Consider the following 23,903-nt stretch of genomic DNA (forward strand, 5'->3'; position numbering starts at 1 on the left):
CAGCGAACGGGCTGACAAAAGGGATTGAGAAATTCGATCTCAGACGCCCAGTCCTTTCCGGCAGCCGTCGCAATATCCCCGTTGAGCAGAAAAGGGGAGCAGATCTCACCCTTCCCCCTTGCGCAGATCATAGAATTTCTGGGATCGTCGCCGAGGTTCAGCGAGTAGCCATCCGGCAAAGCCTCGCTGACGCGGGCAAAGAATGCCTCAGCGAGATCGAAGGGCCCGGCATTCGCCAGTGAACCTGCTGAATTTGCTCCGCCCAAGGCTGTGTTCTCCTGATCCGTATACTACCTTGAAGTTGTGCCACTTTTTCCGCGACACCAGAGATCGGCGCACACTCACACAGATATGTGATCGGACTGCGCGGCCGGGCAGTCTGTGCCGTCTTGGACGGCACAGACCAATGAATGTGGCAAAGAGCGCTGATGCCTCGCCCCTGGCGACGCCCCGCCCGAGGCTCAGAGGCTTCTTTTTCTTTTCTTTCAATGAATAAAGAAGTGACCTGTAACAGAAACAGACAGTGTAACAGTCTCTGTTACGGTTTTTGTTACAGGTTAAGTGACTGATTTACCTGTGAAAATACCAGTGTTTCACCATAGTGTAACGCGTAACAGAAAAAGATGTTCATACGCGGGCGCGCGGCCAGCGCATCGAAATCCCCCCATCGCCCTCCTGAAGCAGCTGGACAGCTGGACAGCCTTGAAAACACTCGATTTTCATCCGGACAGTTTTCGCCATTACAGCTGGACAGCCCGAGGCTTTCCGCCAGATTGCGCGGGATCCTGTGCGATTTTGGCGGCAGAGCGGCGCGGTCAGCAGCGCCCCAGCGCGCTCAGAGGTGCCCCTGAGCCATCCCGGAGGGCCGAGAGCAGATCAGCCCCGGATCAGAACGGCGCTGGCTCGTCACCCGCCACTTCCGGAGGCCGGAGAGCCACGCCTGAGGCAGACCGCTCTCCCAGCATGCTCTCGCTGCAATCTGCGTCAGCTTCCTGTCGCCTGCCTGTGATGTGCGCCAGGAGCGCTGCGGTCGAAGGATGCGCTCCCTCGGCCAGCAGAGGCGGAGAGGGCGCCTCATTCAGGAAACCCGCCAGACGGCGGTCGCGCCCCACCTCCAGCGCTGTCCAGAGGCGGCCCTGCAGGTCCCGAACCTGCGACAGGCCCGCCTGCATTTCTGCACCGGTCATTTCCATCATCTGGCGCAGATCCGTGTGATCAGGCAGCGGCGCTGACCCTGTCATGACGCCCCGGGCGAGGAACCTGCGCGCCAGAGCCCCCCGGATCCCTTCCGGGGCCGGGGGCCGGCCCGGCATGGGCCCGCTGCGCAACCTTTCGCGACAGGCTCTCAGGGCCTTTCTCAGGTCGATCTGCAGAGCGCGGCGCAGATATCCGGCCGGCGCGCGGCCGTTGTCGCCAAAGAGCGCGGCAAGTCTTCGCATCTGCTGCTCAAAGGCATCGTGGATCGCCGCGATCTCCGGGCGACGACGGTAAGTTCTTTTGTGCTTTATCGCGGGGCCGGGCCAGGGCTCACTTGCCGAAAGCGGCCCGAGACGGGCTTCCAGCCGCGGCAGGCTGGCCGCACTGCCAATCTCACAGGCCGCCATATGATGGCCATGCGCGAGCGATCTCAGACGTCCTCCGGAGCGATGTGCCTCATAGACCAGGCCCACTGCACGGCAGGCTGACTGAACAGCTGCCCAGCTCTCTGCCTGCGCGATGTCTTTGCGCAGCCTCTGCACGCTTCTTTCGGTCTGAAGCCCGCCGCCCCCCGCGAAACCGTCGCGCAGCAGAACCAGCCCCCGGGCGCGGGCACTGCCACGCGTTGCACGGCCAGAGCCACGCAGGCCTGCCGCCCTCTCGGCCTTCCTGCGCTCCCAGTGCTCTGCAGGTCTTGGCCGCAGCTCAACCTTCCCGTGTTCGATCACCGCGTCGAAGCGACCGCGATCGCGCGTGAAACCCATTTCCAGTTCGATTTCCCGGCAGGCGCGCTCTCCGCGCGTGTAATCCTGCCTCAGCGCCAGAGCTGTGCCATTCCAGGGATGCACGCGGTTCAGGACGATATGCAGGTGGCGCTGCTCTGTGTTGTCATGTGCCGCAAGCAGGGCCTGATGCTCTCCGGCACCAATCTTGTTCATAAAGCGGATGCCAGCCCCGAGTATCTCCTCATAAGTGATCTTCTCACTGAGGTGCCATGCCAGCACAACGTGATAATCCGGTTTACGCACAGCGGGTTTAAGCAGCTGCGCGGTCAGCTGCATCCGGCGGATCGCCGTCTCGATGTCGCCCGCGACATTAACAAGCTGCCCTGCAACTTTGTTGCGCCATACGTAGCGCCCGCGACGCGTGAACCCGAGGGCAAGGCCCTGCGCGTCACGGACCGTTGGCATGACAATGCAGATCACTCTGTGCTCAGCGCCTGAAGGCGCTGCCTGAGCTCGGTGCAAAGCTGCCAGGACATTGCTTCGCGGTCAGCCTGGCGTTCCAGCACCATATGCAGCTGGTCGCACAGATTGGCGAGTTGCAGAACTGTGCCCTGAGGCAGCACCGAGGGGTTCAGGCTGGAGCTGCGCAGATAGGCTGAAAGGCTCATCCCGGCCTGCCCGGCCCTTCTCCTTGCGCTTTGCGCCTCCGCCTCACTGGCTCTGAACTGCAGCACATCGTTGCGCTGGCGCCGCGAGGATCTCGGCTTCGGCTTTGCCCTCTCTGACATCACGCTTCTCCCGCCGGGTCATCGTCAAAGGGGCTCGCAGGATTGAAGACAGACCGCTGAGGCGGCTCAAAAAACGACAGCTGCGAAGCTGCCTTGTCCGCATTCCTTACCTGATCAGGCTTCTGTGCGGGCAGCTTCGCTTCCAGCCTGGATGACGCCGCCGGGGTTGCCCCGGGCTGACGCCGCGGCCTGGCCGCCTTCCTCACGGCTTTGGGCGGGCGCAGTGCTTCGCGCAGGCTGCTCGGGCTGATCTGCAGACCGAGCTCTCTCTGCAGGTGATCGCTGATATCCTGTGCGCTGTGCCCCAGGGCCACTGCGTTGCGCAGCCCCTCCAGATGGCGTGCCAGCAGCTCCTTCTTGCTGAAGACGGATCTGGTCTTCGGCCCGATCTCTGCCAGGCACTTACCAAGGTGCCTGTCCATCTCCTGATCGAACCTGTTGCCCTTCCCGGAAGGGGTTTGCGGGATCAGCTGTTCCATGTCGGTCTCCTCCTCTTCTGAAGCCCGACTCCATTACTGTGCACAGGAAGTGAAAGTTTCGAATGAAAAATATCATCCCGGACAAGAAACCTGTGGATAGCGAGAACCCATTGCGATGAATGCGTTGCACAGATCCCTCTGCGGCTCTGCGCCCTGAGCAGAAAAAGCCTGCTGTCTGACTGAAGCTGGTTTACCATCAGGGTAGAGCGGCGGTCATACCGCCTGAAAACCACGCGAAGAGGGCGCTGTATCTGAGCTTCACCGTCAATCCCACGCGCATGCTCGGCGCAGAGTTGCAGATGAGGCGGGAGGTCGGGGGCACGATCATCTGCGCCATGCCGATATACTGCGCAGTATTGGTGAACCACTGCCCAGAGAGGAAGCGCGAGCAAATCATGGTTTGGGGTGCCCCCTGCCCTCTTTGCTGAGGCGCTCTCCCGGGTGGACCTGACCCGCATGGGATCAACCGAGCCGGTCTGGATCACGATCACCTTCCTTCCGAGCTGGGAAGGCCGCGGTTACACGGCTAGCATTGCCATCTGTGGCAAGACTGAATGCGAAGCCGATGGCTGGCGCAAGGACGGCTATCAGCACGTCCGGGGCGTAGCCCTCCTGCCGGGTCGCCTGGACTGGGCCATAGAAACCGTGGTGAAGCGTCTGAAGATGCAGGGCGTGACCTTCCTGTATCACCAAACGGATCTTCAACCTCAACGATATTGACACTGCCGAATGGGCAGCTCGCCATCTCGGCGAGAACACGGTTTATTCTCAGCAGGTTCGTGAGGGCAAGGCTCCGGGTGACGGTAGGGACTTCTCTTACTCAGAGCAGCGCCAGAAACTCATGACCGCCGAGCAGATCATGGGAATGAAGGCCGATGAACTGTTGTGGCATTGCCCTGGCGGTTCATCCCCGCGTGTGCGGGGAACAGGGCAACGCCGGAACAATATTCCACCAGTCATCCGGTTCATCCCCGCGTGTGCGGGGAACAGAGCAATGGGAGCCGCGCTTCCGGGTCACTGAGCGGTTCATCCCCGCGTGTGCGGGGAACAGCGCCAAATATGAAGTCCCGGCGTTCGTCAGAACGGTTCATCCCCGCGTGTGCGGGGAACAGGCCTTCGATCTCGACCGCAGTCATGTTGGTGACGGTTCATCCCCGCGTGTGCGGGGAACAGGACATTCTCGCTCGCCCCTGAATACGAGGACGCGGTTCATCCCCGCGTGTGCGGGGAACAGCCGTCTCGGCAAGGGTCATGAAGCACTTGTACCGGTTCATCCCCGCGTGTGCGGGGAACAGATGGGACAGAAGCGAGACGGCCCCCCGAAGAGCGGTTCATCCCCGCGTGTGCGGGGAACAGCGAGGGCAGCACCGCCACCCCCGAGACCGAGGCGGTTCATCCCCGCGTGTGCGGGGAACAGTGCTGGGCTCCCATGCGCTCACACCGCACCCCCGGTTCATCCCCGCGTGTGCGGGGAACAGCAAGGGGTACGCGGACGTTAGCGGCTGCTATGCGGTTCATCCCCGCGTGTGCGGGGAACAGTTGTAATCCTCGACAATGAGGTCGCGCCGGGTCGGTTCATCCCCGCGTGTGCGGGGAACAGCGGCCTGCGCCCATGTGGATATGCCCCTAATGCGGTTCATCCCCGCGTGTGCGGGGAACAGGGCTGTCTCATGTCCAGCGCGTCGATGCCCGCCGGTTCATCCCCGCGTGTGCGGGGAACAGGCGGTTTATCCGCAGGCAAGCAATGGCCGTATCGGTTCATCCCCGCGTGTGCGGGGAACAGTCCAGGAGGCCGAAAGGAGTATGCCGCATGGCCGGTTCATCCCCGCGTGTGCGGGGAACAGTCTGATGCGCACTGCCTAAGCCATTGGCGGGCCGGTTCATCCCCGCGTGTGCGGGGAACAGTTGATGACCTCGACCGCATCGCCATTCGGGGCCGGTTCATCCCCGCGTGTGCGGGGAACAGTCCAGGAGGTGGGAAGAAATGCGGAATGAGGGCGGTTCATCCCCGCGTGTGCGGGGAACAGGTCGATGTGGGCCTGTATGGCGGCCTCATAATCGGTTCATCCCCGCGTGTGCGGGGAACAGAGTGGCAGCCATGGCAGGGGCAACAGAGAGGCCGGTTCATCCCCGCGTGTGCGGGGAACAGGCGGGGGTGACAACTTGCCAATCTCGACCCGCCGGTTCATCCCCGCGTGTGCGGGGAACAGGCCGCCATGGATGGCGCGGCGGCGGTTAGCGGCGGTTCATCCCCGCGTGTGCGGGGAACAGCATGCAGCACTGAATTTGTCATATCTCATCCTCGGTTCATCCCCGCGTGTGCGGGGAACAGTCTTCCTGCAGGTAATTGATCTACCATTGTTTTTGCGATGTCAAAGAACCTACCGGATATTTTCCGGCTTTAACCTTTCTCTGTCGGCAGGAAACTCACAAGCGAAAATCCGTCGATTTTAAAAGGAATTCGTCTGTTCCGGCCGGTGGTCTCAAAGTCAAATCCCTGTTCAGTCGGGGCCTTCCAAATCATCACCGCATCTCCGCCTTCAATATAAGCGGTCACCTGCGTCCATATTTTTTCGCGGGTCCGTGCAGAATAGTCGCCGACATAAACACCGGCGCGCACTTCCAAAAGCCAGGCGGCCAAGCGGCCGCGCAGACGGGAAGGCGCGTTGTTAACTACTACCACCATCATCCGCGATGGCCCTCATCACCTGAACGAGTGTCCGTGATCGCCACGGGCATCGCCTCCGGGTTGGGTTCGGGCCGTGGCAAATCCCCGGCTTCCAAAACTGTCTCAATCATCGGGATGATCTTTGACAAAAGCCTCGTACGGCGGAAACTGTCGCGACAGGCTAGTCGCACGGCACGTTCCGGGGCCATGTCGAGCTTGCCTTTGGCCGCAAGACCCGCCACCCGAAAGGCTTCGGGGACCACGGTTTCAAATTTCCAGATATCGGCGATGTCGTAGACAAAACTCAGCGGCTTGCCGCTGTGCAGAAAACCGATGGCAGGGGCATAGCCGGCGGCCAGCACCGCCGCCTCGCAGAGCCCGTGCAGACAGGATGTGGCCGATGACAGGCAGCGGTTGGGCATATCGCCCGACTCCCAGTCCTGCACGTCATAGGCACGGCGGTTCCAGTCGACCCCATGCTGGCGGGCGAGAAGGGCATAGGTTTCACGCACGCGCACGCCTTCGATGCCGCGCAGCTGATCGATCGAGCGGCGCGCGGGCGCAGGCTCGCCAAAGCGCAGCTCATACATTTTGCGCACTACCCGCAGCCGCGCCGCGTCATCGAGTGCCAGTCGCGCTTGCCAAAGCAGATGGTCGGACCGTGCGCCGCCGGGCTGGCCTGCCGCATAAAGCCGGACCGCTCCTTCGCCGACCCAGGTGAGCAGCGTGCCCACCCGGGCGGCCAGCACCACTGCCGCATGAGACACCCGCACACCCGGCTCCAGCATCAGACAGGCAATGCCGCCCACCGGCACCACGATCCTCTCGCCCGCCGCCGTGACAATGACAAAAGCGCCATCAATCACGTCTAACTGTGCATGCTCGATAAAGAGGATGCTGGCGCGATCCTTCAGCGGGATCGGGCGCGGCGGCGGCAGGCCGGGGGGTGCCATTACATCCGCCGGATGAGCATCAGCCCGCAGCCAAAGCCCCGGGCATGGCCAAAGCCCGACACCACACGGGTCAGAAAGGCGGCAGGCTCTGTTACCTCCAGCGCGCCTTTCAGATCCAGCACACCATGGCTTTGCGGCTTGCTGCGTGGCCCGTTAAAACCAGGCAGCGCATGCACGCCGTAGCCTTCGACTTCGCAGTGCAGGGCCTTGAAACCGGCTCGCAGCCCTTGGGCGGTGATCCAGATTTCGGCGGCTTCTTGGGCGATGTCCGCGCGCTGTTCGGCCCTCAGCGGCTGATCGACTTTGTAAAGTCCGGCCATCACAATATCGACGCGTTTTCCGCGCGCGCCAAGGTCGGTTTTTACTGCCCGCGTAGCATTGACCCGCAGCGAAAAGGCCAGTTTATCGCCCGCGCGCAGATCGGGTGCAAAAGGGCGAACCTCGGAGCGATCAAATAGCGCAGACGCCTGCGGCCGCCGCGAGGACAGGGTGATAAAGCGTCCAGGGCCTTCTGCGCGCCATAGAAAATCGCGGGTCCGATCAGGGCTGTCGGCGAACAGGCCCCAGAGCAGGCGGTGATGCGCGTGTGTGCGCCGCCCGGCCTCGCGCGGATCATCGGCGCCTTTGTGGCGGGTGCCGGGGTCGATCAACCCACGCAGGGCGGCAATTTCGGGGCTTTGAGACAGGTGATGGCGGCCAAGCCAGGCGTCAGCCATGGAGGGGACCTCCGTTTGCGGGGGCATCGATCCGGCGCATCTGACGCGGCGCGAAATGCCAGGCTGTGCGGTCAAGCGGCTGATCATGTCGTATGACGAACGCGCCGGTGGGGCCCGGCTCTTCGGTCCAGATCTGTTGCAGGTTTTGCGTGCCTGCCCATTCTGGGATCTTAACGGCTGCCTGAAGGGCAGAAGTTGCATCGGTGCTTTGAAGCAAAACCGGCGCAACCGGCGAATTCAAAGGACAGCTTTTGCGCCCAAGATAAAGGGTAAACACCGGCTGCTGCAGCGCTTGGCGCAAGGCGGGCAGCAGGCTTTCGCCGCTCCTGGCCCAGAGAGCTACGCCAAAGAGGCAGCCCGCCTGATAATCGCGCAAAGTGATAGTGGTTTCCAGACGAGCGCGGCCGTGGCGCAGCGCCTGGCCGCGCGATTGCGGGTTGCGGGCGGCCACAGAGGGCACGGTTTGAATGGTGTGAAAATCGCGCAAAGGCGTGCCGCTGCTGTAAACACCCACCGCCATGCGAAGGGTGTCGAGTTGCGAGAAATCGCCCGTTCGCCGGATACCAAGAGCGGCCGCGCATAGCCCCAGCACGGCCGAGCGGCCAGGCCAGGTCCAGCTGCTGCGTCGCTCATGGCCAGCAAGCTCGCCCATGGCCCCCAGCGTGGCGCTGAGGGTAAAAACCAGATAGTCGCGGGTCACGATGCCACGGCCCCCCGCGCAAAGGCCAGAATTTCGGCCAGCGAGCCGGTCTCTGCCTTTACATCCATCACCTGGGCCGCGTCGCAGCATTTGCCATAGGCACGATCGATCTGGCCCACGAGCTTTTCAAGCTCTGCAATGGACTTCCGCTCTACATCCTCGCTGCGCAGATCCACGGGCTTGAAGAAAGCGCCCGACAGATCGCGGGGCTGCTGCGCGCCTTTTTCGATGCGGATATAGCTGGCGCGCGGGTGATGGGCGTGGCTGTTTTGCTTGCCCGACGGTGTAGCCGTGGCAAAGCTCTCGGCCAAGGCCGCCAGACCTTCGGCAGCCAGGGCGCGGTCGCCGGCCAGATTTTCCACCAGTAGATCCACATTCACACAGGCATAAAGGTAAAACACCCCCGAGCCAAAGGCATGCTCACCCATATGGCCCGCGCCGGTCTCTTCGCGCTTGTTCAGGTCATCGACCGCGGTGAAGAAATCTTCCTCGACCAGCGCGCGATGGGTGGTGATGGCATGGGAAACCTGTACCGCTGCATCGCGGTTGTATTCGGGGTCCGAGGCCAGCATGCGACCAAACATGGCAATATCCACCGCCCCGTCAGCGCGGCGCAGCACCAGCTTTTTCAGCTCCTTATCTTTGGCGATCTCTTCCCCCGCCACGCTGCGCGCCGCGAGATCACGCGCCGCGGCCCATTCATCGGGCGAGATGAAGGCAAGCGTTGTGCCTTTGGGGCTGTCCGGCTCGCCCTTTTTGACCGCTTCCAGAGTGGAGAACACTTTGGCCACATCAACGGCCGCTTTGCGCGCTGCAACGGGGTCGTTGCCGGCTTTGATCAGCTCAGCCTCCAGCTCAACGCCCAGCAGCTTGGTGCGCTTGCCCACATGGCCCGCCAGGCCCCGATCAAAGGGCGTGCTTTCGCGCAAAGCTCGTTTGATCGATTGTGAGGAATGGCGCAGCCGCGGCGCGCCTCCGACCATGGCCTGTTTGGGACGGCCTTGATCGTCGCGGTTGGGGTTCGACGGCGGATAGCTGGTCAGCAGGTGAATTTGCAAAAAGGTGGTCATAGGGAAATGTCCTCAGCGGAAAGGGGGATATCGGTCTCCGCTTCCAGGCGGCCACCGTGATATTCGATCACCCAACGGGCGCGGGTGCTGTCGGTCCAGAATTGCAGGTCATTCGCCAGCCGCTCTACATTGCAGCGCCGATCGATCATCGGCAATGCACGGCGCAGCTGATGGGCGAGCTCGTCCTCTTCGGCGCGCAAAAGGCGCTCGAAACGCTGTGGGCTGATCGCGCGGCCGGCCGCGCGGGCAAAGCTGTCTGCGCTGTTGGTGCGAATGACGGCCAGCGTCATGGCAATACGCGCCAGCAGATCGGGGCGCTCGAGCAGGCTCAAGTGCTGGCCCAGCCGGTAAACCGCAGGCTCGCTCAACGCCGAGACGACATCGGCGCGGATCAGGCGCGCGGCCAGCGCCCGGGCATGGGGGTGTTCGCGGTCAGCCAGTGCTGATTGCCACCATGCCAAGCGGGGAAAAGTCTCGCTCATGCTGCCTCCTTTTTCTTTTTCACGACGGGGCGTTGCAGGCCAAGCGCGTCAAAAGCTTTCCCGCCCTGTGGGGTGTAGCCGGCAAAAGCCGCGCCGAGATTGCGATGGGCGTCGGCGATTTTTTTCTGATCATCCATCGGCAGATCACCGAGCCCAGGCAAAACGCGGGCTTCAAAAAGCGCCATAGCGGTTTTGCGCAAAAGTGCGAGCCAGCTGCGGGCCAGCGTCTCGCGGATCTCTTCTGCCAAGGGCGCAGCCGAAAGTTGGCTCAGGGCCTGTTCAAAGCCGCTTTGGGTTTGAACATAAAGCGTTTCGCGCAGCAGGTCCCGGGTCTCGCCCTCGATGCCAGCCCCTGTAAGTGCGCCATAAAGCGATTGCGAGAAGAGGTTTGCCGCCTCAATCATTGCAATGAGCAGCTGCTCGGCCTGCGGATCCAGATCGATCAGCGGCACTTTGGAAAAGAGATAATCCACTGCTTTGGCGTTGGACATCGCCCACCCCGCAAGGATCAGATCGGCGGGTTCGCCACGCGCGCGGTCGAACCATTGCGCAAGGTTGTAGGGCCGCAGGCGCAGCTGTTCGGGGTCGCGCAACGCCAAGCCCTGCCAGTGGCGATAGCCGCCATGGCCCGGGCGCGGGCGAACAGGCAGCGGCTCGTCGCCGGCTTTGGTCAGGTAATGGCCTGCAAAAGGGTGCTGCCAACCCTGATATCGCGTGCCCGAAGGGCGCTGGATCACGCCGGTGACCCGCTCGCCTTCAGCGAGCAACCAATAGCGGCGCGGCATGCCAAAGAGCGCTTCCACCGGCTGCGGCTCGGGCGGCACATGAACCGCGCCGCTGTCTGACGGAATGGTGCGGCGCATCCAGGGCAGGTCGCTGATTTGGCCGGGGCGGCCATCGGGTACATTGGCCCAAAGCAGGCTCCACAGCCCCTTGCCGGGATCCAACAACACGCTCATGCCGCCGCCGCCGCGCAGCGAGGTCAGCATGCCGCGTCCGCCCGAGGGGGCTTGGGTCTGCATGGCATAAAGTGCCATGGCCGCCGCGGGCAGCGACAGATCAGAGTAGCGACCGGCATGCACCGTAAAGGCGCCGCCCTCGCCGCCTGAATCCAGAAAAAGCAGCTCGGCCGGGCGGATATCGCCGGTCAGCCCGCCCAGCTCCTGCATGAACCGCGGGCCATCGCCCAAAAGCTCAAACGCCGGAGCAAAGGCGGCAAGCCTTATGCGCAACCGCTCGGGGTTCGGGGCCTGACGATCTTCCCAGTCATCGCTGTGCGCGGGTGGATCGGCTAAGCGCAAAAGCCCGGTCAGAAATTCAATACAGGCGATATCAAGATCAGGCCGCGGCCAAGCCGGCCAGGACAGATCCGAATCTGCCATTTGCCAGGGGGCAATCAGGCGCAGGTTTCCATCCCGGTCCCGCATGGGGATCCAGGAATCGTTAATGAGATTGAGAGACATTTTATCCCCGCACAAAAGATGGATTATATCTTGTTGTGAGCGAGGTTGCTCTGTAGCTTAGGGCAACCTCGCCAGATCCTGATCCAAGGCGGCTCCATAACTGGACCTCCCTTCTTGAAATGGTGGGCCGTAGGCGCGGCCTGAAGTGGCGTGGATATTCAGGGGTCAGCTCGAGTGATTCGTGCTGACCCTTTTTTCATAATGTGTGACATCGACAAACCTGTCAAAATTTTTTATCATCTACGATGCGAACACTCCGACTTATGTTTTGTCCCCGCTGGTGCGGGGAACATGATCGGAATCATCTGCGCTGAGCACAATCCGACGGGCCATCCCAGCTGAGCCAGGATCATTCGAATAGCAGACCTGAATGTCTCTGATAGCGCAAGCCGGGGCAGATTTGCCCGTCAGCCGCCACCGGCAGCACAAGAGTGCCCTGCTTCCAGTCGGGCCAGTCCTGCTTGACGGCAAAAATATCTGCCCGAGTCTGATCGGGCAAGTCCAGCCCGTTGAGGCGCGACACCGCGGCTTGAAGCGACGACAGCATCTCGGCATCAGCGCGGCTTTCTGAACGATGCCAGAGGCTTAATCCGCCATTTTCCTCCCGCACCAGCATTAGCGGGCGCTGTTCCTGGCCAAGGCGGGTGGGAAATTCGGTATCCTCCCAATTGCCGCCGCCTTTGCGGTAATCATCCTCCGGTTTCAGCGCATTGCGCCGCCCGGCAGCACCGGCCGAAAGCGCCTCTCCGGTGCGTGCCAGCTGGGGGGTGTCCAAGATGGCGGGCAGATCCGCCAGATCATCGCCATGCACGGCCTCGATCAGGGCGCGCAGATCACGCGGGCTTTCAATATGGCTGCGCTGCGAGAGCAGCATTGCCGTGCGCCACAGGTCTTCTGGTGCATAAATTCCCGCACCTTTGCCAAGGAGAGGGCGCAGCCAGTCAGGGCTGCTGACCGCCTCCGGGTCGGGGCTCAGCACACAGAACTCTGGCAGGGGCACCGGCCGCCCCCGAAGGGGGCGCAGATCCATATGCCGCCAAAGCCGACCCATCCGCTGCACGAGGGCCGCAACGGGTGCAAGATCGCTGATCATCACATCGAAATCGATGTCGATCGAGGCTTCGAGTATTTGAGTGGCGATCAGAATGCGCCCGGCTCGATCCTGGCTGTCGCGGCCAAAGCGGCCAATCGCCTGATCTTCATGGGCCAGCCTGTCGCCCAGGGCGAAGCGGGCGTGCAACAGATCGGTCTGAATCCCTTCGGCCGCGAGCAGATCGCGCGCGGCAATCGCCTCATCCACCGAATTGCGGATCCAGACGGCGGCTGCGCCACTGGCCGCGGCCTGGCGCAGCTTTTGCACCACGGCCTCCTGTGATGAGAGCCGCGTGATCTGCACCGGCCCTTTGCCGACCTGAGGCCCTGGCGCAAAATTTTGCACCGAGGCGCCCCCGGCCACCGTGAGAGCCGGATAGGCAGGGCCGGTCCCGGGCGGGGCTACGCGCCCGGCGCCGTCCTCAAAAGCCGAAATCAGGCGCTGGCGCAAAGGCAGCGGCAGCGTGGCGGTGAGCAAAATTGCGGAACCGCCATGGGCCGCCTGCATCCGCAACAGCTGCTCGAGAATGGGCAGCATATAGGGGTCGCCCAGCTCGTGCGTTTCATCCACGATCAACACTTTGCGTGAGAGGCCGAACAGGCGCAGGCAATTATGCTTTGTGGGCAGCACCGCCAGCAAAGCCTGGTCAATCGTGCCCACCCCTACATCGGCGAGCAGCGCCCGGATGCGCCGCTCGGCAAGCCATGGGGCACAGCTCACATCCTGCGGGCTCTCGGCCGGGGCGGAGCGAATATCGCGGTACGCTTTTGAGATTTCTGCCCGGCCATGGGCCAAAGTCAGGCTTGGGGGCGTTGCAAAAAGCCGTCCCGCTGCTTTGCTCATCCGGGTAAACATGGCATTGGCGGTCGCCATGGTGGGCAGCGCAAAGTAAAGCCCGCTCGCTTTGCCCGCCAGCATCATCCGCTGCGCGAGCAGAAGGGCGGCTTCGGTCTTGCCGCTGCCGGTCTCATCCTCGATCACCGCGAGCATTGGCCCGTCTCGTAGCGGGATTTCCTGAGATGCCTGCTGCATAGGGCGCAGGCTTTGATCCAGAAGTGGCTGCGCTGAGGGCCGTGGCCAGATAAACCCGGCTTGCTTTACAGCAGTTTTTGCCCGAGCACGCGCGGCCTCCAGGTAGTCATAGAGCGGGATTTCGGGGGAGTGCGCGGGGAACCAGTCGGGGTTCGAGCCAATCCAGTCACAAACGGCAATAAAGCCGGGCAGCCACCAACTGAAGGCGAGAACCTGTTCGCGACGATACGCCGGCAGTGCGGCCTCGGGCCAAAGTGCCATGAAGGCCTGAATCACTTGGCGGGCATCTTTCGGGGCATTCAGGCCTGCGTTGCGCTTCATCACCAGAAAGTCGGCTTTGTCGGGCGGCCGGCCATGGTGGCCGGCGCTGGCCGCAAAAACCCAGTCCAGCCAGCGCGGGCGCTCCAGGCCAAACCCGCAAAACAGATCCGCGTTTTCGCGCAGCCAGACTTCGCTCACTTCCCAGTGTTTGCCGCCCTGCTGCACCCGGCCGTCAAGCACGGCCGCCTGAAACTGTGCGCCGATCTTGCCCAGATCATGCAGCGCCGTCAGCAAGGTGATTGCCTGCCGCTCAGCCTGCGAAAACGGTAGATTTTCCAAAAATACTTCTGCCACAGCGGCAACATCGAGCATATGCCAAACGGCGGGATGACAGAGGCCATCCCGCTCGTAAGCACTTTTGCCAGGCCAGCGCGCGATCAGCGCCGCAGGGAGGTCTTTCACGAGAAGATCGCTCTGTCGCATGCGTGCCCCTGTTTTCGAGTGATATCTATGCCGGGCTCTCGCGTGCTCGCGTAAGATCACTTTCGGGCCGAGAGATGCCCATATTCCGTGGTTCTAGCGTATAGATACACAGAGACGCCGCTTAACAAAAGGCCGGACAACTTCTTTGACAAACACCGGAGGCGCTGGAGCAGGTCGAAATCCTCACCGATCATCGCCCGGAACTGGCAGTGGTCGATCGCGGCTACCGTGGTCACGGCGAGACCAAAACCCGTGTCCTGATCAGCGGCACGCGGCGCGGCCTGACACCAAAGCTCATCGCCGATCTTCGCCGCCGCAGCGCCATCGAGCCTGAAATTGGCCATATGAAAACCGATGGCCGCCTCAGCCGATGCCCCCTGAAAGGCGCCACCGGAGACGCCATTTTTGCGGTCCTCTGCGCCTGCGGCCACAACATCCGGAAGATTCTCGCCCACCTCAGGCTTTGGCTTGCCTGTATCATGGCGGCTATCTGGGCTGCAGCGAGAAAGGAAAACCAACGCTCCCAAGCAGCTATCGCTTGCTGAACACTTTGTTCAGAGTGAACGAATGGGCGTCGTCTTGGCCAACCGTTTCTGCTTCACGAGGATAGACAGGGCCTGGAATCGCCGACCGCCAGCGGGGATTTCGAACTTGCCGGTCTCGGATCCATCATCCGCCAGAACGGGCCGAACGCTCAGGCTCTGCAGCAACCCGCGGCGGGCGATGTCTTCGAACGCTTCCTCCGGGATGGACGCGTCGAGTTGGACTCCAACATCGTCGAGCGGGCCATCAGACCGCAAACAATCATCCGTAAGAACAGTCTCTTTGCCGGATCCGATGGTGGCGGGCGGACATGGGCAACCATCGCCACGCTCTTGCAGACCTGCCGCATGAACGACGTCGACCCCACCGCATGGCTCACCCAAACATTGCAGCGCATCGCGAACCAATGGCCAAGTTCGGACATCGACGCTCTGATGCCGTGGAATTACCGCGCCTGAACGGTCTCGGCTCCCCGCTTACGATAAATCAGGTCTTACACTGTTTCGGGAAGAAAGAGAGGTTGTAAGAGCTTTGTGAGATGTTTTGTAAGAAGTTAAGCTCATGAAATTCAACGATAAATACCGTCAATTAGCTCTCTTCTTACATCTTACGGCAAATATATATTCATAGGGGAATACCCGCGCTCTGTGCGATCAGAGCAGCTGGACCGCTGGACCGCGTTGATCCGGCTGGATTTTTTCCGGACCAGAGCATGGACCGAGCCGATCAGCTCCGCTGGACAGACGCCTCTTCGGGGACTGATCCGCCGTCCGATCGGTCCGCTGACCCAACCCGTGGGATAACCGGCATGCCTGAAGCCGGGCGGCGCTGCAGACCCTGCTCATGGGCTTACCACGCGCCGAGTGATGGCTCTTCCGGCGATCCGCCATGCGAAAGGGCAGGACACCTCTCACCGGCGGCTGTGACCGTGAGGCAGAGCCCTCCTGTTCAAAGCGTATAACCTTTGGGCTTGTCATCCTCTCTGCACGCAGTCTCGGAGAGCGGTATCGTCTCAACCATGGCTATGGCGGTCGCCTGCAGACGGGGAGGCAGGGTTTGTCCATCCGCCTCAAGGCCCTGAGGCGACAGGTTCTCAGAACCGGGGCAAGGCTCGGACTGCATCCCGGATGCTCCTGGGGAAGGTGGAGCCGCGATCCGGTCCCCTGTCACCATATGCCCGAGCGGGGGAGCCGGTATGGTCGCGCTCTCAGGCGGCGTGATGGCAGGGGAGGGCGAGACGACGGACAGGGCGGTGGGCCCAGTTTTCCGTGTCCGCCCGGCGGAGAACGATTTCGCGAGCTTTGCCCTTAAGGCAGCGAGGACTGCGCGAGGCCCTCCGGGGCCAGCAAGGAACTCAGCAAATTCTGCAAATCGCCAAGTGCGGGCTGAAGGCGGGCCATCTCTGCTTTCAGTGCCGCGATCTACCGACCCTGTTCGAGGATCTGATCTTGCAACTCCGCCTCGCGGGCGCGCAGTTGCGACAGAAGGAGCATTTCCAGTGGTGTTAAATGGGGATGGGACATGGGGTTCCTCCGCTGGCTTTGAGAGATCAAGGTGATAATGGCGTGGGGGGATCAGTGTTAATCGGGCTACGCCGGTGTTCCTGAGCCTTTGCGCCAGAGCGGGCGCCTGGTGCGGCCAGCGCCCGTCGCCGTAGCGGCCGCGGTTCCACAGGGTCCGGGCCTCCCAGGCCTTCTCAAGGCGCTTGAGCGTTTCTTTTGGATTGCGCTGCGTTGCAGAGGCAGAGGGTTCAAAGTAACCCGGCGCGAACAACGGGCCGCGCAACCGGATCCGGTCTTTCGGGGCGGCATTTAAAGCGCCCAGCGTAGCATAGCCGCGTCCCTACGTCAGAATATCGAGGCCCTGCTGACCGGCCACCCGGGCCGTTGCCTGGCGCAGGGTCTCAGCGCAGGTGACGTTGCCTGCCCTGAGCTCGTCAAGCAAAGCCATGATCAGTTTTTCCCGCAGAGTCGTCGGCGGGCTGTCGCCCTGGCGCTTCGTCTCTGCCTTGATTTTATGCTCCCAGTCGGGGGCCAGGATCAGCTGGCGGCGCGACGAATCAAACGGGTCCGCCCAGCCGAACCGGACGTTCAGCACCGACTGCCGCCTTATCCCTGCGGATCTGGTAGAACGCCTACGCGAGGCTCGGCAGTTTTCGGAAGTCGCTCCCCGAAGGGGACTGGAAGACCGACAGGCCGAACTCGGGCAAGACACCGTAAAGGTGGTCAAATATATCCGACTGAATGCCCTCATAGGCAACCCAGGCGATGGTATTGGTGAAACAATAGATCTCGATCGGCAGCCCATCCGCCTCGGGCGGAAGCTGGCGAACGATCATCGTCATGTCCTGGCGAAGCTGGGAATGCGCCTTGAGATAGCTTTCCACATAGGCGCGGAAGGTGCCGATATTCGTCAGACGGCGCCGGTTCGAGGGCGCCTCATCGGGATCGAGCACCGCGTTCCAGTCTGCGAGTTCACGGGTCTTGCGCTCGATATAGCTTCTGATCGGCTTCATGTTTTGCAGGCGAAGCAGTTCCTCGTCTGACAGATAGCGGATGGTATTCTGGTCGATATTGAGGGCGCGCTTGATCCGGCGCCCGCCCGATTCCTGCATCCCGCGCCAGTTTTTGAACGGCTGCGTGACCAGATTGCGGATCGGAACCGTGGTGATCGTCTTGTCCCAGTTCTGGATCTTGACGGTATGGAGCGCGATCTCGATCACATCGCCATCGGCATTCTGGGCCGGCATCTCCACCCAGTCGCCGACCTTGAGCATATCGGTCGAGCTGATCTGGACCGAGGCGACCAGCGACAAAAGCGTGTCCTGGAAGACAAGGATCAGAACCGCGGTCAGCGCGCCAAGCCCGGAGAGAAGGATCAGCGGCGAGCGGTCGATGATCGCCGCCACCATCAGAATGGCCGCGATGCCGTAGACGAGGATTGTGGCGACCTGAATATAGCCTTTGATCGACCGCCCATTGCCCGCAGACCGTCGGTTCCAGATGGTGTGGAACAATCCGAGCGCGGCCGAGACGGCCATCGCAAAGACGAGGATATTGAAGGCGTTGGCGACGTTTCGGATCACGGTGGCGATCGCAAGCGGCAGGCCCGGCACCTGCATGATGCCGGCGGAAATCACCAGAGCGGGCGCGGCATTGGCGATCCTTGCTATCACGCCTGACCGCACGACCTCGGGGCCCTGGATATACTGGAACCCCTCGATCACGCGGTGCAGCAGCTTTACCAGCACGAGCTTTGTGATGATGTTCACGAGGACCGCCGCAAGGACCAGCGCGGAGAGCCAGAAAAGCGTCTCGATCCAGGGGGTTTCGACCGCGATGGCCCAGAGGTTGTTCATAGTCTTGCTCTCTCATCTGTCGGTGCTGCCCGCGAAGGCCTGGCCCGGCCTTTTGCCCTCTCAGGCGGCCCGGGGCAATATTGCGCCCCCTCGCGCTGTCGTCATCGTGATCCCTGTCGCCTGCGGGTGTCGCCTGCGAGCGGGGGCGGCGGCAACAGGCGGTTAAGGCTCGCTCATCAGCGTTGCGATCTGGTCAAGCACCTGTGCCAGACCGGCCCGCTCGGCCTCGGAGAGCGCGGCAAAGCCCTGGCGGAAGCGGGCTCCCAGCAGTTCCGGACCCGCATCCGCCAGCAGTTCCGCGCCTTTCACGGTCAGCCGTGACTGCACGGTCCGGCGGTCTGTCAGCGATCTGGTCCTGGTGATGGCGCCCTTGGCCTCCAGCCGGTCAAGGATCAGCACGACGGTGGGCGGGCTGAGGTGGGCGGCCGCGGCAATCGCGCGGCTGGTGCCTTCGCCGAGGTCACGGATACAGCCGAGCACGAAAAGCTGCGGCAGGGTCAGGCCGAAATCACGGTCTATCCGGCGTGACTGGATCTCCATCGCATGGCCGATCCGGCGCAGCGATGAAAACATCGAAATTAACTCTGAACTGACCTGATCGGCCAATTTCCCCTCCTGCGGTTGAACTCAAATAGTTAGAACACTACCTTTTCTACATCAAATGAATAATGGAGGCGCGATCCAGCCGATGTGCGGTATATGCGGAGAGATCAGGTTTGACGACCAGGCGGTCAATGCGGCCGGAATTGAGAAAATGGCCGATGCGATGGCCGCACGGGGGCCGGACGGGGCCGGGGTGCAGATCATGGGCCGGGTTGGCTTTGGGCATCGGCGGCTGAAGATCATCGACCTGTCGGAAGCCTCGGCCCAGCCCTTCCACGATGCCACCACCGGCCTGACCATCACCTTCAACGGCTGTATCTACAATTATCCGGAGCTGCGGGCCGAGCTGGAGGCCATGGGGCACCGCTTTACCTCTTCGGGCGATACCGAGGTGATTCTGAAGGCCTGGGCGCAATGGGGTGAGGACGCCTTGCCACGGCTTTACGGCATGTTCGCCTTTGCGATCCATGAACGTGACAGCGGGCGGGTGATCCTGGTGCGTGACCGTTTCGGCATCAAGCCGCTTTACCTTGCCGAGATCCGGGGCGCGCTGCGTTTTGCCTCGACCCTTCCGGCGCTGCTGGCTGCGGGCGGGGTGGATACCTCGATCGACCGGGTGGCTTTGAACCATTACCTCAGCTGGCATGCCGTCGTGCCGGCGCCGCGCACGATCCTTACGGGCGTACGCAAGCTGCCGGCCGCGACGATCCGGGTGATCAGCGCAGACGGGCACTATCAGGACCGTATCTGGTGGAAGCCGGACCACAGGCGACTGGAAGGGGACGCCAGCCGCTCTGACGCGGAATGGCAGGAGATGTTGCTCGACGCCCTGCGCCGGGCGGTGCGCCGCCGCATGGTCGCCGATGTTCCGGTCGGTGTGCTTTTGTCGGGCGGCGTGGACAGCTCGCTGATCACCGGACTTCTGGCCGAGGAAGGCCAGCGCGACCTTGCGACCTTCTCGATCGGCTTTGAGGCGGCGCATGGCGAAAGCGGCGATGAATTCCGCTGGTCGGATCTGATCGCAAAGCATTACGGCACCAGCCATAACCGCATCTTCATCCCATCTGAGGAAATGCGCGCGCATTTGCCCGAAACGATCCGCGCCATGTCGGAACCGATGGTCTCATACGACAATGTCGGGTTCTACCTCCTGTCGCGGGAGGTGTCGAAATCCATCCCCGTGGTGCAATCGGGCCAGGGCGCGGATGAGGTTTTCGCGGGCTATCACTGGTATCCGCCGATGCAGGGATCAACCGACCCTGTGGCAGATTACGCCGCCGCATTCTTCGACCGCGATGCGGGTCGGATGCAGGCGCATCTTTCGCCGGAATGGCATGCCGGGCGCGATGAGGCGATGGAATTCCTGCGCGGCCATTTCGCCGCCCCTGGCGCCGATGACCCGGTCGATAAGGCGCTGCGGCTGGATACCAATGTCATGCTGACCGATGACCCGGTGAAGCGGGTCGACAATATGACCATGGCCTGGGGGCTTGAGGCGCGGGTGCCCTTCCTTGATCATGAGGTGGTCGAACTCGCGAACCGCATGCCGCCGGGGCTCAAGCTGGCGCAGGGCGGCAAGGGCATTCTGAAGGATGTGGCGCGCCATGTGATCCCGCATGAGGTGATCGACCGCCCCAAGGGCTATTTCCCGGTGCCGGCGCTGAAATATATCGAAGGCCCCTATCTTGAGATGGTGCGCGACGCCCTCACCTCCTCTGCCGCGCGCGAGCGGGGGCTGTTTCGCGATGACTATCTGAACAGCCTCTTCGCGGCGCCCGCCGATCACATCACAAAGCTGCGCGGATCGGAGCTGTGGCAGGTGGGCTTGCTGGAATTGTGGCTCCAGGAACAGGGGGTCTGAGGCATGGCCAGGCAGAAAACACTGGCGCACCGGCTGAAACGGCTGAGCGCGGGCGGGCTGCAGCCGCATCACGCCGCAAGCGACGCCCCCCCGCGCGATGCGGTGGTTGATTGCGGCTGGGGGCGGCTGATCTTCGCGCAGACCTTCGCCTCGGACAGCGGGCTGGCCGAAGTCTTGCGGGCCGAGGGCGAGGATCTGCGCGATATCGCCTTTTATGTCCGTGACCCGCAGGTGGCGATTGCCAGCGCCCCGCATGAAGTTTTCCTCGACCCGTCACATACCTATCGGCTGGACCTCGCGACCTATCGCCCGGCGCGGCGCCAAAGACGCGGGTTCCATATCCGCCGCCTGACCAGCCGCGCCGATGCCCTGGCAGTGAACCGCATCCACGCCGAACATGGCATGGTGCAGATCCCCGAGGATTATTTCTGGTCGGGCCGCGATGCCCGCGTCGTCACCCATCTGGTGGCGGAGAATGATGAGAGCGGCGAGGTGATCGGCTCGGTCATGGGGGTGGATCATACCCGCGCCTTTGACGATCCGGCGCGGGGCTCTTCGCTCTGGTCGCTGGCGGTCAGCGTGCATGCTGCCCAGCCCGGCCTTGGCGAGGCGCTGGTTCGCCGGCTGGCCGAACTGTTCCAGACCAGGGGCGCGGCAGAGATGGATCTCTCGGTGATCCATGACAATGCCGCCGCCTGCGCGCTTTACGAAAAACTGTGCTTTCGCCGCGTGCCGGTCTTCGCGCTGAAACGCCGCAACCGCATCAACCAGGCGCTGTTCTCGGGCGAGGCCCCCGAGGCCGCGATGAACCCCTATGCCCGCATCATCACCGATGAGGCCTCACGGCGCGGCATCGGGGTCGAGGTGGTCGATGCCGAGGCCGGGATCTTCCGGCTGATCCATGGCGGCCGGCGCATTCTGTGCCGGGAATCGCTGTCAGAGCTGACCTCTGCCGTGGCGCTGTCCATCTGCGATGACAAGCGCGTCACCCGGCGCGTGGTGGCGGCGGCCGGGCTGCAGCTTGCCGCCGATCTGCAGGAGGATTGCCCCGAGGCCCGCCGCGCCTTTCTGGCCCGGCATGGTGCGCTGGTGGTCAAGCCCGCGCGGGGCGAGCAGGGCAAGGGGGTGGCAGTCGGTCTGACCGATGCGGCTTCGGTCGAGGCGGCGGTAGAGGATGCCCGGCGTTACTGCCCCGATGTTCTGGTCGAGGAATGTTTCACCGGCCAGGACCTGCGCCTTGTCGTGATCGGCGATGAGGTTGTGGCGGCCGCGATCCGCAAACCTGCGGCGGTGACCGGCGACGGGGTGACCAGGCTGCGTGATCTGACGCTTGCGCAAAACCGGCGGCGCGCGGCGGCCACGGGGGGCGAAAGCCGCATCCCGATGGATACCGAGACCGAACGTTGTATCCGCGAACAGGGCTTTGACTGGTCCGATATACCGGGGCCCGGCCAGGAGGTGATGCTGCGCCGTGCCGCCAATCTTCATACCGGCGGCACGATTGTCGATGTGACGGCAGTGCTGCATCCCGCGCTGCGTGACGCCGCGCTGCGGGCCGCGCGCACGATCGGCATTCCGGTGACCGGCATCGATCTGATGGTCAGGGACCCCGCCGCGCCCGATTACATCTTTATCGAGGCCAATGAGCGCCCTGGACTGGCCAATCACGAACCCCGCCCCACCGCTGAACGCTTTATCGACCTTTTGTTCCCGCAGACGGTCGCCGCCCTGCCCCAGCTTGCCGAGGCCAGCGCATGAGCCTGAAGATCGACGCCGATTACCTCTGCCGCGAACTGGCGGCCCTGCTGGCGATCCCCAGCCCGACCGGCATGACCGATGAGATCATCCATCACCTGAGCGGCCGCCTCGGGGACCTCGGGCTGGAGGCGACCCTGACCCGGCGCGGCGCGATCCGGACGCGTCTGGCGGGCCGGGCCTCGGAGGGCGCGCGCGCGGTGGTGGGTCATGTCGATACCCTCGGCGCGCAGGTCAAGGCGCTGCGCGAGGACGGGCGGCTGGCGTTGGTGCCGGTGGGCCATTGGTCTGCCCGCTTTGCCGAAGGGGCCCGCGCGACCGTGATCGCGGAAAGCGGGCCGATCCGGGGCACGATCCTGCCGCCGCTCGCCTCGGGGCATACCTTTGGCGAGGCGGTCGATTCCGCGCCGATCGGCTGGGATCATGTCGTGCTGCGCCTTGATGTTCCGGTCAGCGATCCGGCCGGGCTCGAGGCGCTTGGAGTCGGGATCGGCGATCATGTTGTCATCGACCCGGGCACCGAATTCATGCCGAACGGCTATATCGTCTCGCGCCATCTCGACGATAAGGCCGGGGTGGCCGCGATGCTCGCCGCGCTGCGGGCGATCCGCGATCTGGGCGAGGTGCCGGCGCTGGATTGCTGGTGGATCTTCACCATCGCCGAAGAGGTCGGGCATGGGGCGGCGGGCGCGATGCTGCCCGATATCGCCTCGCTGGTGGCGGTGGATAATGGCACCACCGCGCCTGGCCAGAACTCCAGCGAATATGGCGTGACCATTGCGATGGCCGACCAGACCGGCCCCTTCGACTGGCATCTGACGCGCAAGCTGGTGGATCTGTGCCGCAATCACGCTATCCCCCATCAAAAGGACGTCTTCCGCTATTACCGCTCTGACAGCGCATCGGCGCTGGAGGCGGGGGCGGATCTGCGCACGGCGCTTGTCACCTTCGGGGTGGACGCGAGCCATGGTTACGAACGCATCCACCTGAACGCGCTGACCTCGGTCGCCGAACTGCTGGCGCGCTATAGTCTGAGCCCGGTGGAGATCCCGCGCGATGCCCGCGCGCTTGCCGGTCTGACCGGCTTTACCCATCAGCCGGTTGCCGCGCCCGAAGACGAGTGATCGCCCGCCGCGACCGCAGCCGCTGGCCCCGGTCGATCACATGGCAGTGTCGCAAAGTTTCTGGTTCTTCGACGACCTTTGATATGCCATTGTTTTCGGGCAGTTGGGGAGAGGCTCGGGGCGTGATCGAGTTCAAGGGCGTGCATTATCCGAAGTCGGTGATCCTTTACGCGGTGTTCTTCTATGTTCGCTATGCCGTCTCCTACCGTGATCTTGAGGAAATTCTCGGTGAGCGGGGCGTCACGGCAGACCATGCCACGCTGAACCGCTGGGTCGTGAAATTCGCTCCGCTGATCGCCGCGAGGGCGCAAGTTAGAAAGCGACCGACGGCTAGCTCCTGGCGGATGGATGAAACATACATCAAGGTGAAGGGCCGTTGGGGCATTGCCAAGTTATTTTCACCTGGTGTGTTGCAGTCTGTTTGAAGCCGGTCACGCGGTCATCTCGCGGGCATAGTCGTCCCAGAGGCTGAACGCATCTGCCCTTGCATGACGATAGGAGTTGGCGGTGAGGCGATAGCGGCGGGGTTTGAAGATAGCGTTGATCTGG

General features: G+C 62.9%; 19 protein-coding genes, 6 pseudogenes and 1 CRISPR repeat array. Of the genes and pseudogenes, 9 read left to right on the forward strand and 16 right to left on the reverse strand.

Annotation, left to right across the window (positions count from 1 at the left end):
- Positions 1-242: hypothetical protein (locus H0485_RS19660; RefSeq protein ID WP_226937612.1), on the forward strand; the 242-nt coding region annotated here is incomplete at its 5' end.
- A gap of 645 nt (positions 243-887) precedes the next feature.
- On the opposite strand, the gene H0485_RS19665 is transcribed toward H0485_RS19660, so the two are convergent.
- The 3 genes from H0485_RS19665 to H0485_RS19675 are packed head-to-tail and all read right to left on the reverse strand — an operon-like array spanning position 888 to position 3,189.
- Positions 888-2,387 carry a relaxase/mobilization nuclease domain-containing protein gene (locus H0485_RS19665; protein ID WP_226937613.1) on the reverse strand — a complete coding sequence of 500 codons (1,500 nt, stop codon included), beginning with the start codon at positions 2,385-2,387 and terminating at the stop codon, positions 888-890.
- A gap of 11 nt (positions 2,388-2,398) precedes the next feature.
- Positions 2,399-2,710 (reverse strand): plasmid mobilization protein, encoded by a 312-nt coding sequence (locus tag H0485_RS19670; RefSeq protein ID WP_226937614.1) that lies wholly within the window; start codon positions 2,708-2,710, stop codon positions 2,399-2,401.
- Complete coding sequence (locus tag H0485_RS19675) at positions 2,710-3,189, reverse strand: hypothetical protein (protein ID WP_226937615.1); 480 nt, start codon at positions 3,187-3,189, stop codon at positions 2,710-2,712. The genes H0485_RS19670 and H0485_RS19675 overlap by 1 nt, the downstream gene beginning before the upstream one ends.
- Positions 3,190-3,630: 441 nt before the next feature.
- On the opposite strand from H0485_RS19675, the gene H0485_RS19680 reads away from it, so the two are divergent.
- Together H0485_RS19680 and H0485_RS21945 are read left to right on the forward strand one after the other, a co-directional pair.
- Positions 3,631-3,909 (forward strand): hypothetical protein, encoded by a 279-nt coding sequence (locus H0485_RS19680; RefSeq protein ID WP_226937616.1) that lies wholly within the window; start codon positions 3,631-3,633, stop codon positions 3,907-3,909.
- Positions 3,905-4,009 (forward strand): annotated as a pseudogene (locus H0485_RS21945) (type IV secretory system conjugative DNA transfer family protein); the annotation flags it as partial. The gene H0485_RS19680 and the pseudogene H0485_RS21945, both read left to right, overlap by 5 nt.
- 80 nt (positions 4,010-4,089) lie before the next feature.
- Positions 4,090-5,521: direct repeats of the CRISPR family, unit length 29 nt; unit sequence CGGTTCATCCCCGCGTGTGCGGGGAACAG.
- 69 nt (positions 5,522-5,590) lie between these two features.
- On the opposite strand, the gene cas2e reads toward H0485_RS21945, so the two are convergent.
- The 8 genes from cas2e to cas3 form a co-directional block, all read right to left on the reverse strand.
- Complete coding sequence (gene cas2e, locus H0485_RS19690) at positions 5,591-5,878, reverse strand: type I-E CRISPR-associated endoribonuclease Cas2e (protein ID WP_226937617.1); 288 nt, start codon at positions 5,876-5,878, stop codon at positions 5,591-5,593.
- Positions 5,875-6,810 (reverse strand): type I-E CRISPR-associated endonuclease Cas1e, encoded by a 936-nt coding sequence (cas1e, locus tag H0485_RS19695; protein WP_226937618.1) that lies wholly within the window; start codon positions 6,808-6,810, stop codon positions 5,875-5,877. Before cas1e ends, cas2e begins: the two co-directional genes overlap by 4 nt.
- Positions 6,810-7,526, reverse strand: a complete 717-nt coding sequence (gene cas6e, locus H0485_RS19700; RefSeq protein WP_226937619.1) for a type I-E CRISPR-associated protein Cas6/Cse3/CasE — start codon at positions 7,524-7,526, stop codon at positions 6,810-6,812. Before cas6e ends, cas1e begins: the two co-directional genes overlap by 1 nt.
- Positions 7,519-8,226, reverse strand: a complete 708-nt coding sequence (cas5e, locus tag H0485_RS19705) for a type I-E CRISPR-associated protein Cas5/CasD (protein ID WP_226937620.1) — start codon at positions 8,224-8,226, stop codon at positions 7,519-7,521. The genes cas6e and cas5e overlap by 8 nt, the downstream gene beginning before the upstream one ends.
- A complete protein-coding gene (gene cas7e / locus H0485_RS19710; protein ID WP_226937621.1) occupies positions 8,223-9,296 on the reverse strand; it encodes a type I-E CRISPR-associated protein Cas7/Cse4/CasC in 1,074 nt (357 codons plus the stop codon). The genes cas5e and cas7e overlap by 4 nt, the downstream gene beginning before the upstream one ends.
- The gene (gene casB / locus H0485_RS19715) at positions 9,293-9,778 is read right to left on the reverse strand and encodes a type I-E CRISPR-associated protein Cse2/CasB (protein ID WP_226937622.1); all 486 of its coding nucleotides are present in this window, start codon (positions 9,776-9,778) and stop codon (positions 9,293-9,295) included. The genes cas7e and casB overlap by 4 nt, the downstream gene beginning before the upstream one ends.
- Entirely contained in the window at positions 9,775-11,241 is a 1,467-nt protein-coding gene (casA, locus tag H0485_RS19720; RefSeq protein ID WP_226937623.1) for a type I-E CRISPR-associated protein Cse1/CasA, read from the reverse strand. Before casA ends, casB begins: the two co-directional genes overlap by 4 nt.
- Positions 11,242-11,590: 349 nt before the next feature.
- Entirely contained in the window at positions 11,591-14,110 is a 2,520-nt protein-coding gene (gene cas3 / locus H0485_RS19725; protein WP_226937624.1) for a CRISPR-associated helicase Cas3', read from the reverse strand.
- A gap of 158 nt (positions 14,111-14,268) precedes the next feature.
- On the opposite strand from cas3, the pseudogene H0485_RS19730 reads away from it, so the two are divergent.
- A pseudogene (locus tag H0485_RS19730) lies at positions 14,269-14,655 on the forward strand (transposase); the annotation flags it as partial.
- Positions 14,656-14,676: 21 nt separating this feature from the next.
- Here H0485_RS19730 and H0485_RS22130 read toward each other — a convergent pair.
- Positions 14,677-14,853, reverse strand: a pseudogene (locus H0485_RS22130) (ParB N-terminal domain-containing protein); the annotation flags it as partial.
- Here H0485_RS22130 and H0485_RS19735 point away from each other — a divergent pair.
- Positions 14,836-15,111: pseudogene (locus H0485_RS19735) on the forward strand (transposase domain-containing protein); the annotation flags it as partial. The pseudogenes H0485_RS22130 and H0485_RS19735 sit on opposite strands and share 18 nt — an antisense overlap.
- A 1,384-nt stretch (positions 15,112-16,495) precedes the next feature.
- Here H0485_RS19735 and H0485_RS19740 read toward each other — a convergent pair.
- The 3 genes from H0485_RS19740 to H0485_RS19750 all read right to left on the reverse strand — a co-directional run bounded on the left by H0485_RS19740 (position 16,496) and on the right by H0485_RS19750 (position 18,584).
- The gene (locus tag H0485_RS19740; RefSeq protein WP_226937625.1) at positions 16,496-16,750 is read right to left on the reverse strand and encodes a hypothetical protein; all 255 of its coding nucleotides are present in this window, start codon (positions 16,748-16,750) and stop codon (positions 16,496-16,498) included.
- A gap of 37 nt (positions 16,751-16,787) precedes the next feature.
- Positions 16,788-18,011, reverse strand: coding sequence for a mechanosensitive ion channel family protein (locus H0485_RS19745; RefSeq protein ID WP_226937626.1), 1,224 nt, complete (start codon positions 18,009-18,011; stop codon positions 16,788-16,790).
- Positions 18,012-18,173: 162 nt separating this feature from the next.
- Positions 18,174-18,584: a MarR family winged helix-turn-helix transcriptional regulator gene (locus tag H0485_RS19750; RefSeq protein ID WP_226937627.1), complete on the reverse strand. Its 411-nt coding sequence runs from the start codon at positions 18,582-18,584 to the stop codon at positions 18,174-18,176.
- A gap of 115 nt (positions 18,585-18,699) precedes the next feature.
- Between H0485_RS19750 and H0485_RS19755 the strand changes: the two genes are divergently transcribed.
- The 4 genes and pseudogenes from H0485_RS19755 to H0485_RS19770 form a co-directional block, all read left to right on the forward strand.
- Positions 18,700-20,475 carry an N-acetylglutaminylglutamine amidotransferase gene (locus H0485_RS19755; protein ID WP_226937628.1) on the forward strand — a complete coding sequence of 592 codons (1,776 nt, stop codon included), beginning with the start codon at positions 18,700-18,702 and terminating at the stop codon, positions 20,473-20,475.
- 3 nt (positions 20,476-20,478) lie between these two features.
- A complete protein-coding gene (gene ngg, locus H0485_RS19760; RefSeq protein WP_226937629.1) occupies positions 20,479-22,233 on the forward strand; it encodes an N-acetylglutaminylglutamine synthetase in 1,755 nt (584 codons plus the stop codon).
- Positions 22,230-23,354 carry an osmoprotectant NAGGN system M42 family peptidase gene (locus H0485_RS19765; protein WP_226937630.1) on the forward strand — a complete coding sequence of 375 codons (1,125 nt, stop codon included), beginning with the start codon at positions 22,230-22,232 and terminating at the stop codon, positions 23,352-23,354. The genes ngg and H0485_RS19765 overlap by 4 nt, the downstream gene beginning before the upstream one ends.
- A 122-nt stretch (positions 23,355-23,476) precedes the next feature.
- Positions 23,477-23,734, forward strand: a pseudogene (locus H0485_RS19770) (transposase family protein); the annotation flags it as partial.
- A gap of 51 nt (positions 23,735-23,785) precedes the next feature.
- Here H0485_RS19770 and H0485_RS19775 read toward each other — a convergent pair.
- Positions 23,786-23,903: pseudogene (locus H0485_RS19775) on the reverse strand (IS6 family transposase); the annotation flags it as partial.

This window comes from Pseudogemmobacter faecipullorum, from assembly GCF_020539525.1.
Classification (GTDB): domain Bacteria; phylum Pseudomonadota; class Alphaproteobacteria; order Rhodobacterales; family Rhodobacteraceae; genus Pseudogemmobacter; species Pseudogemmobacter faecipullorum.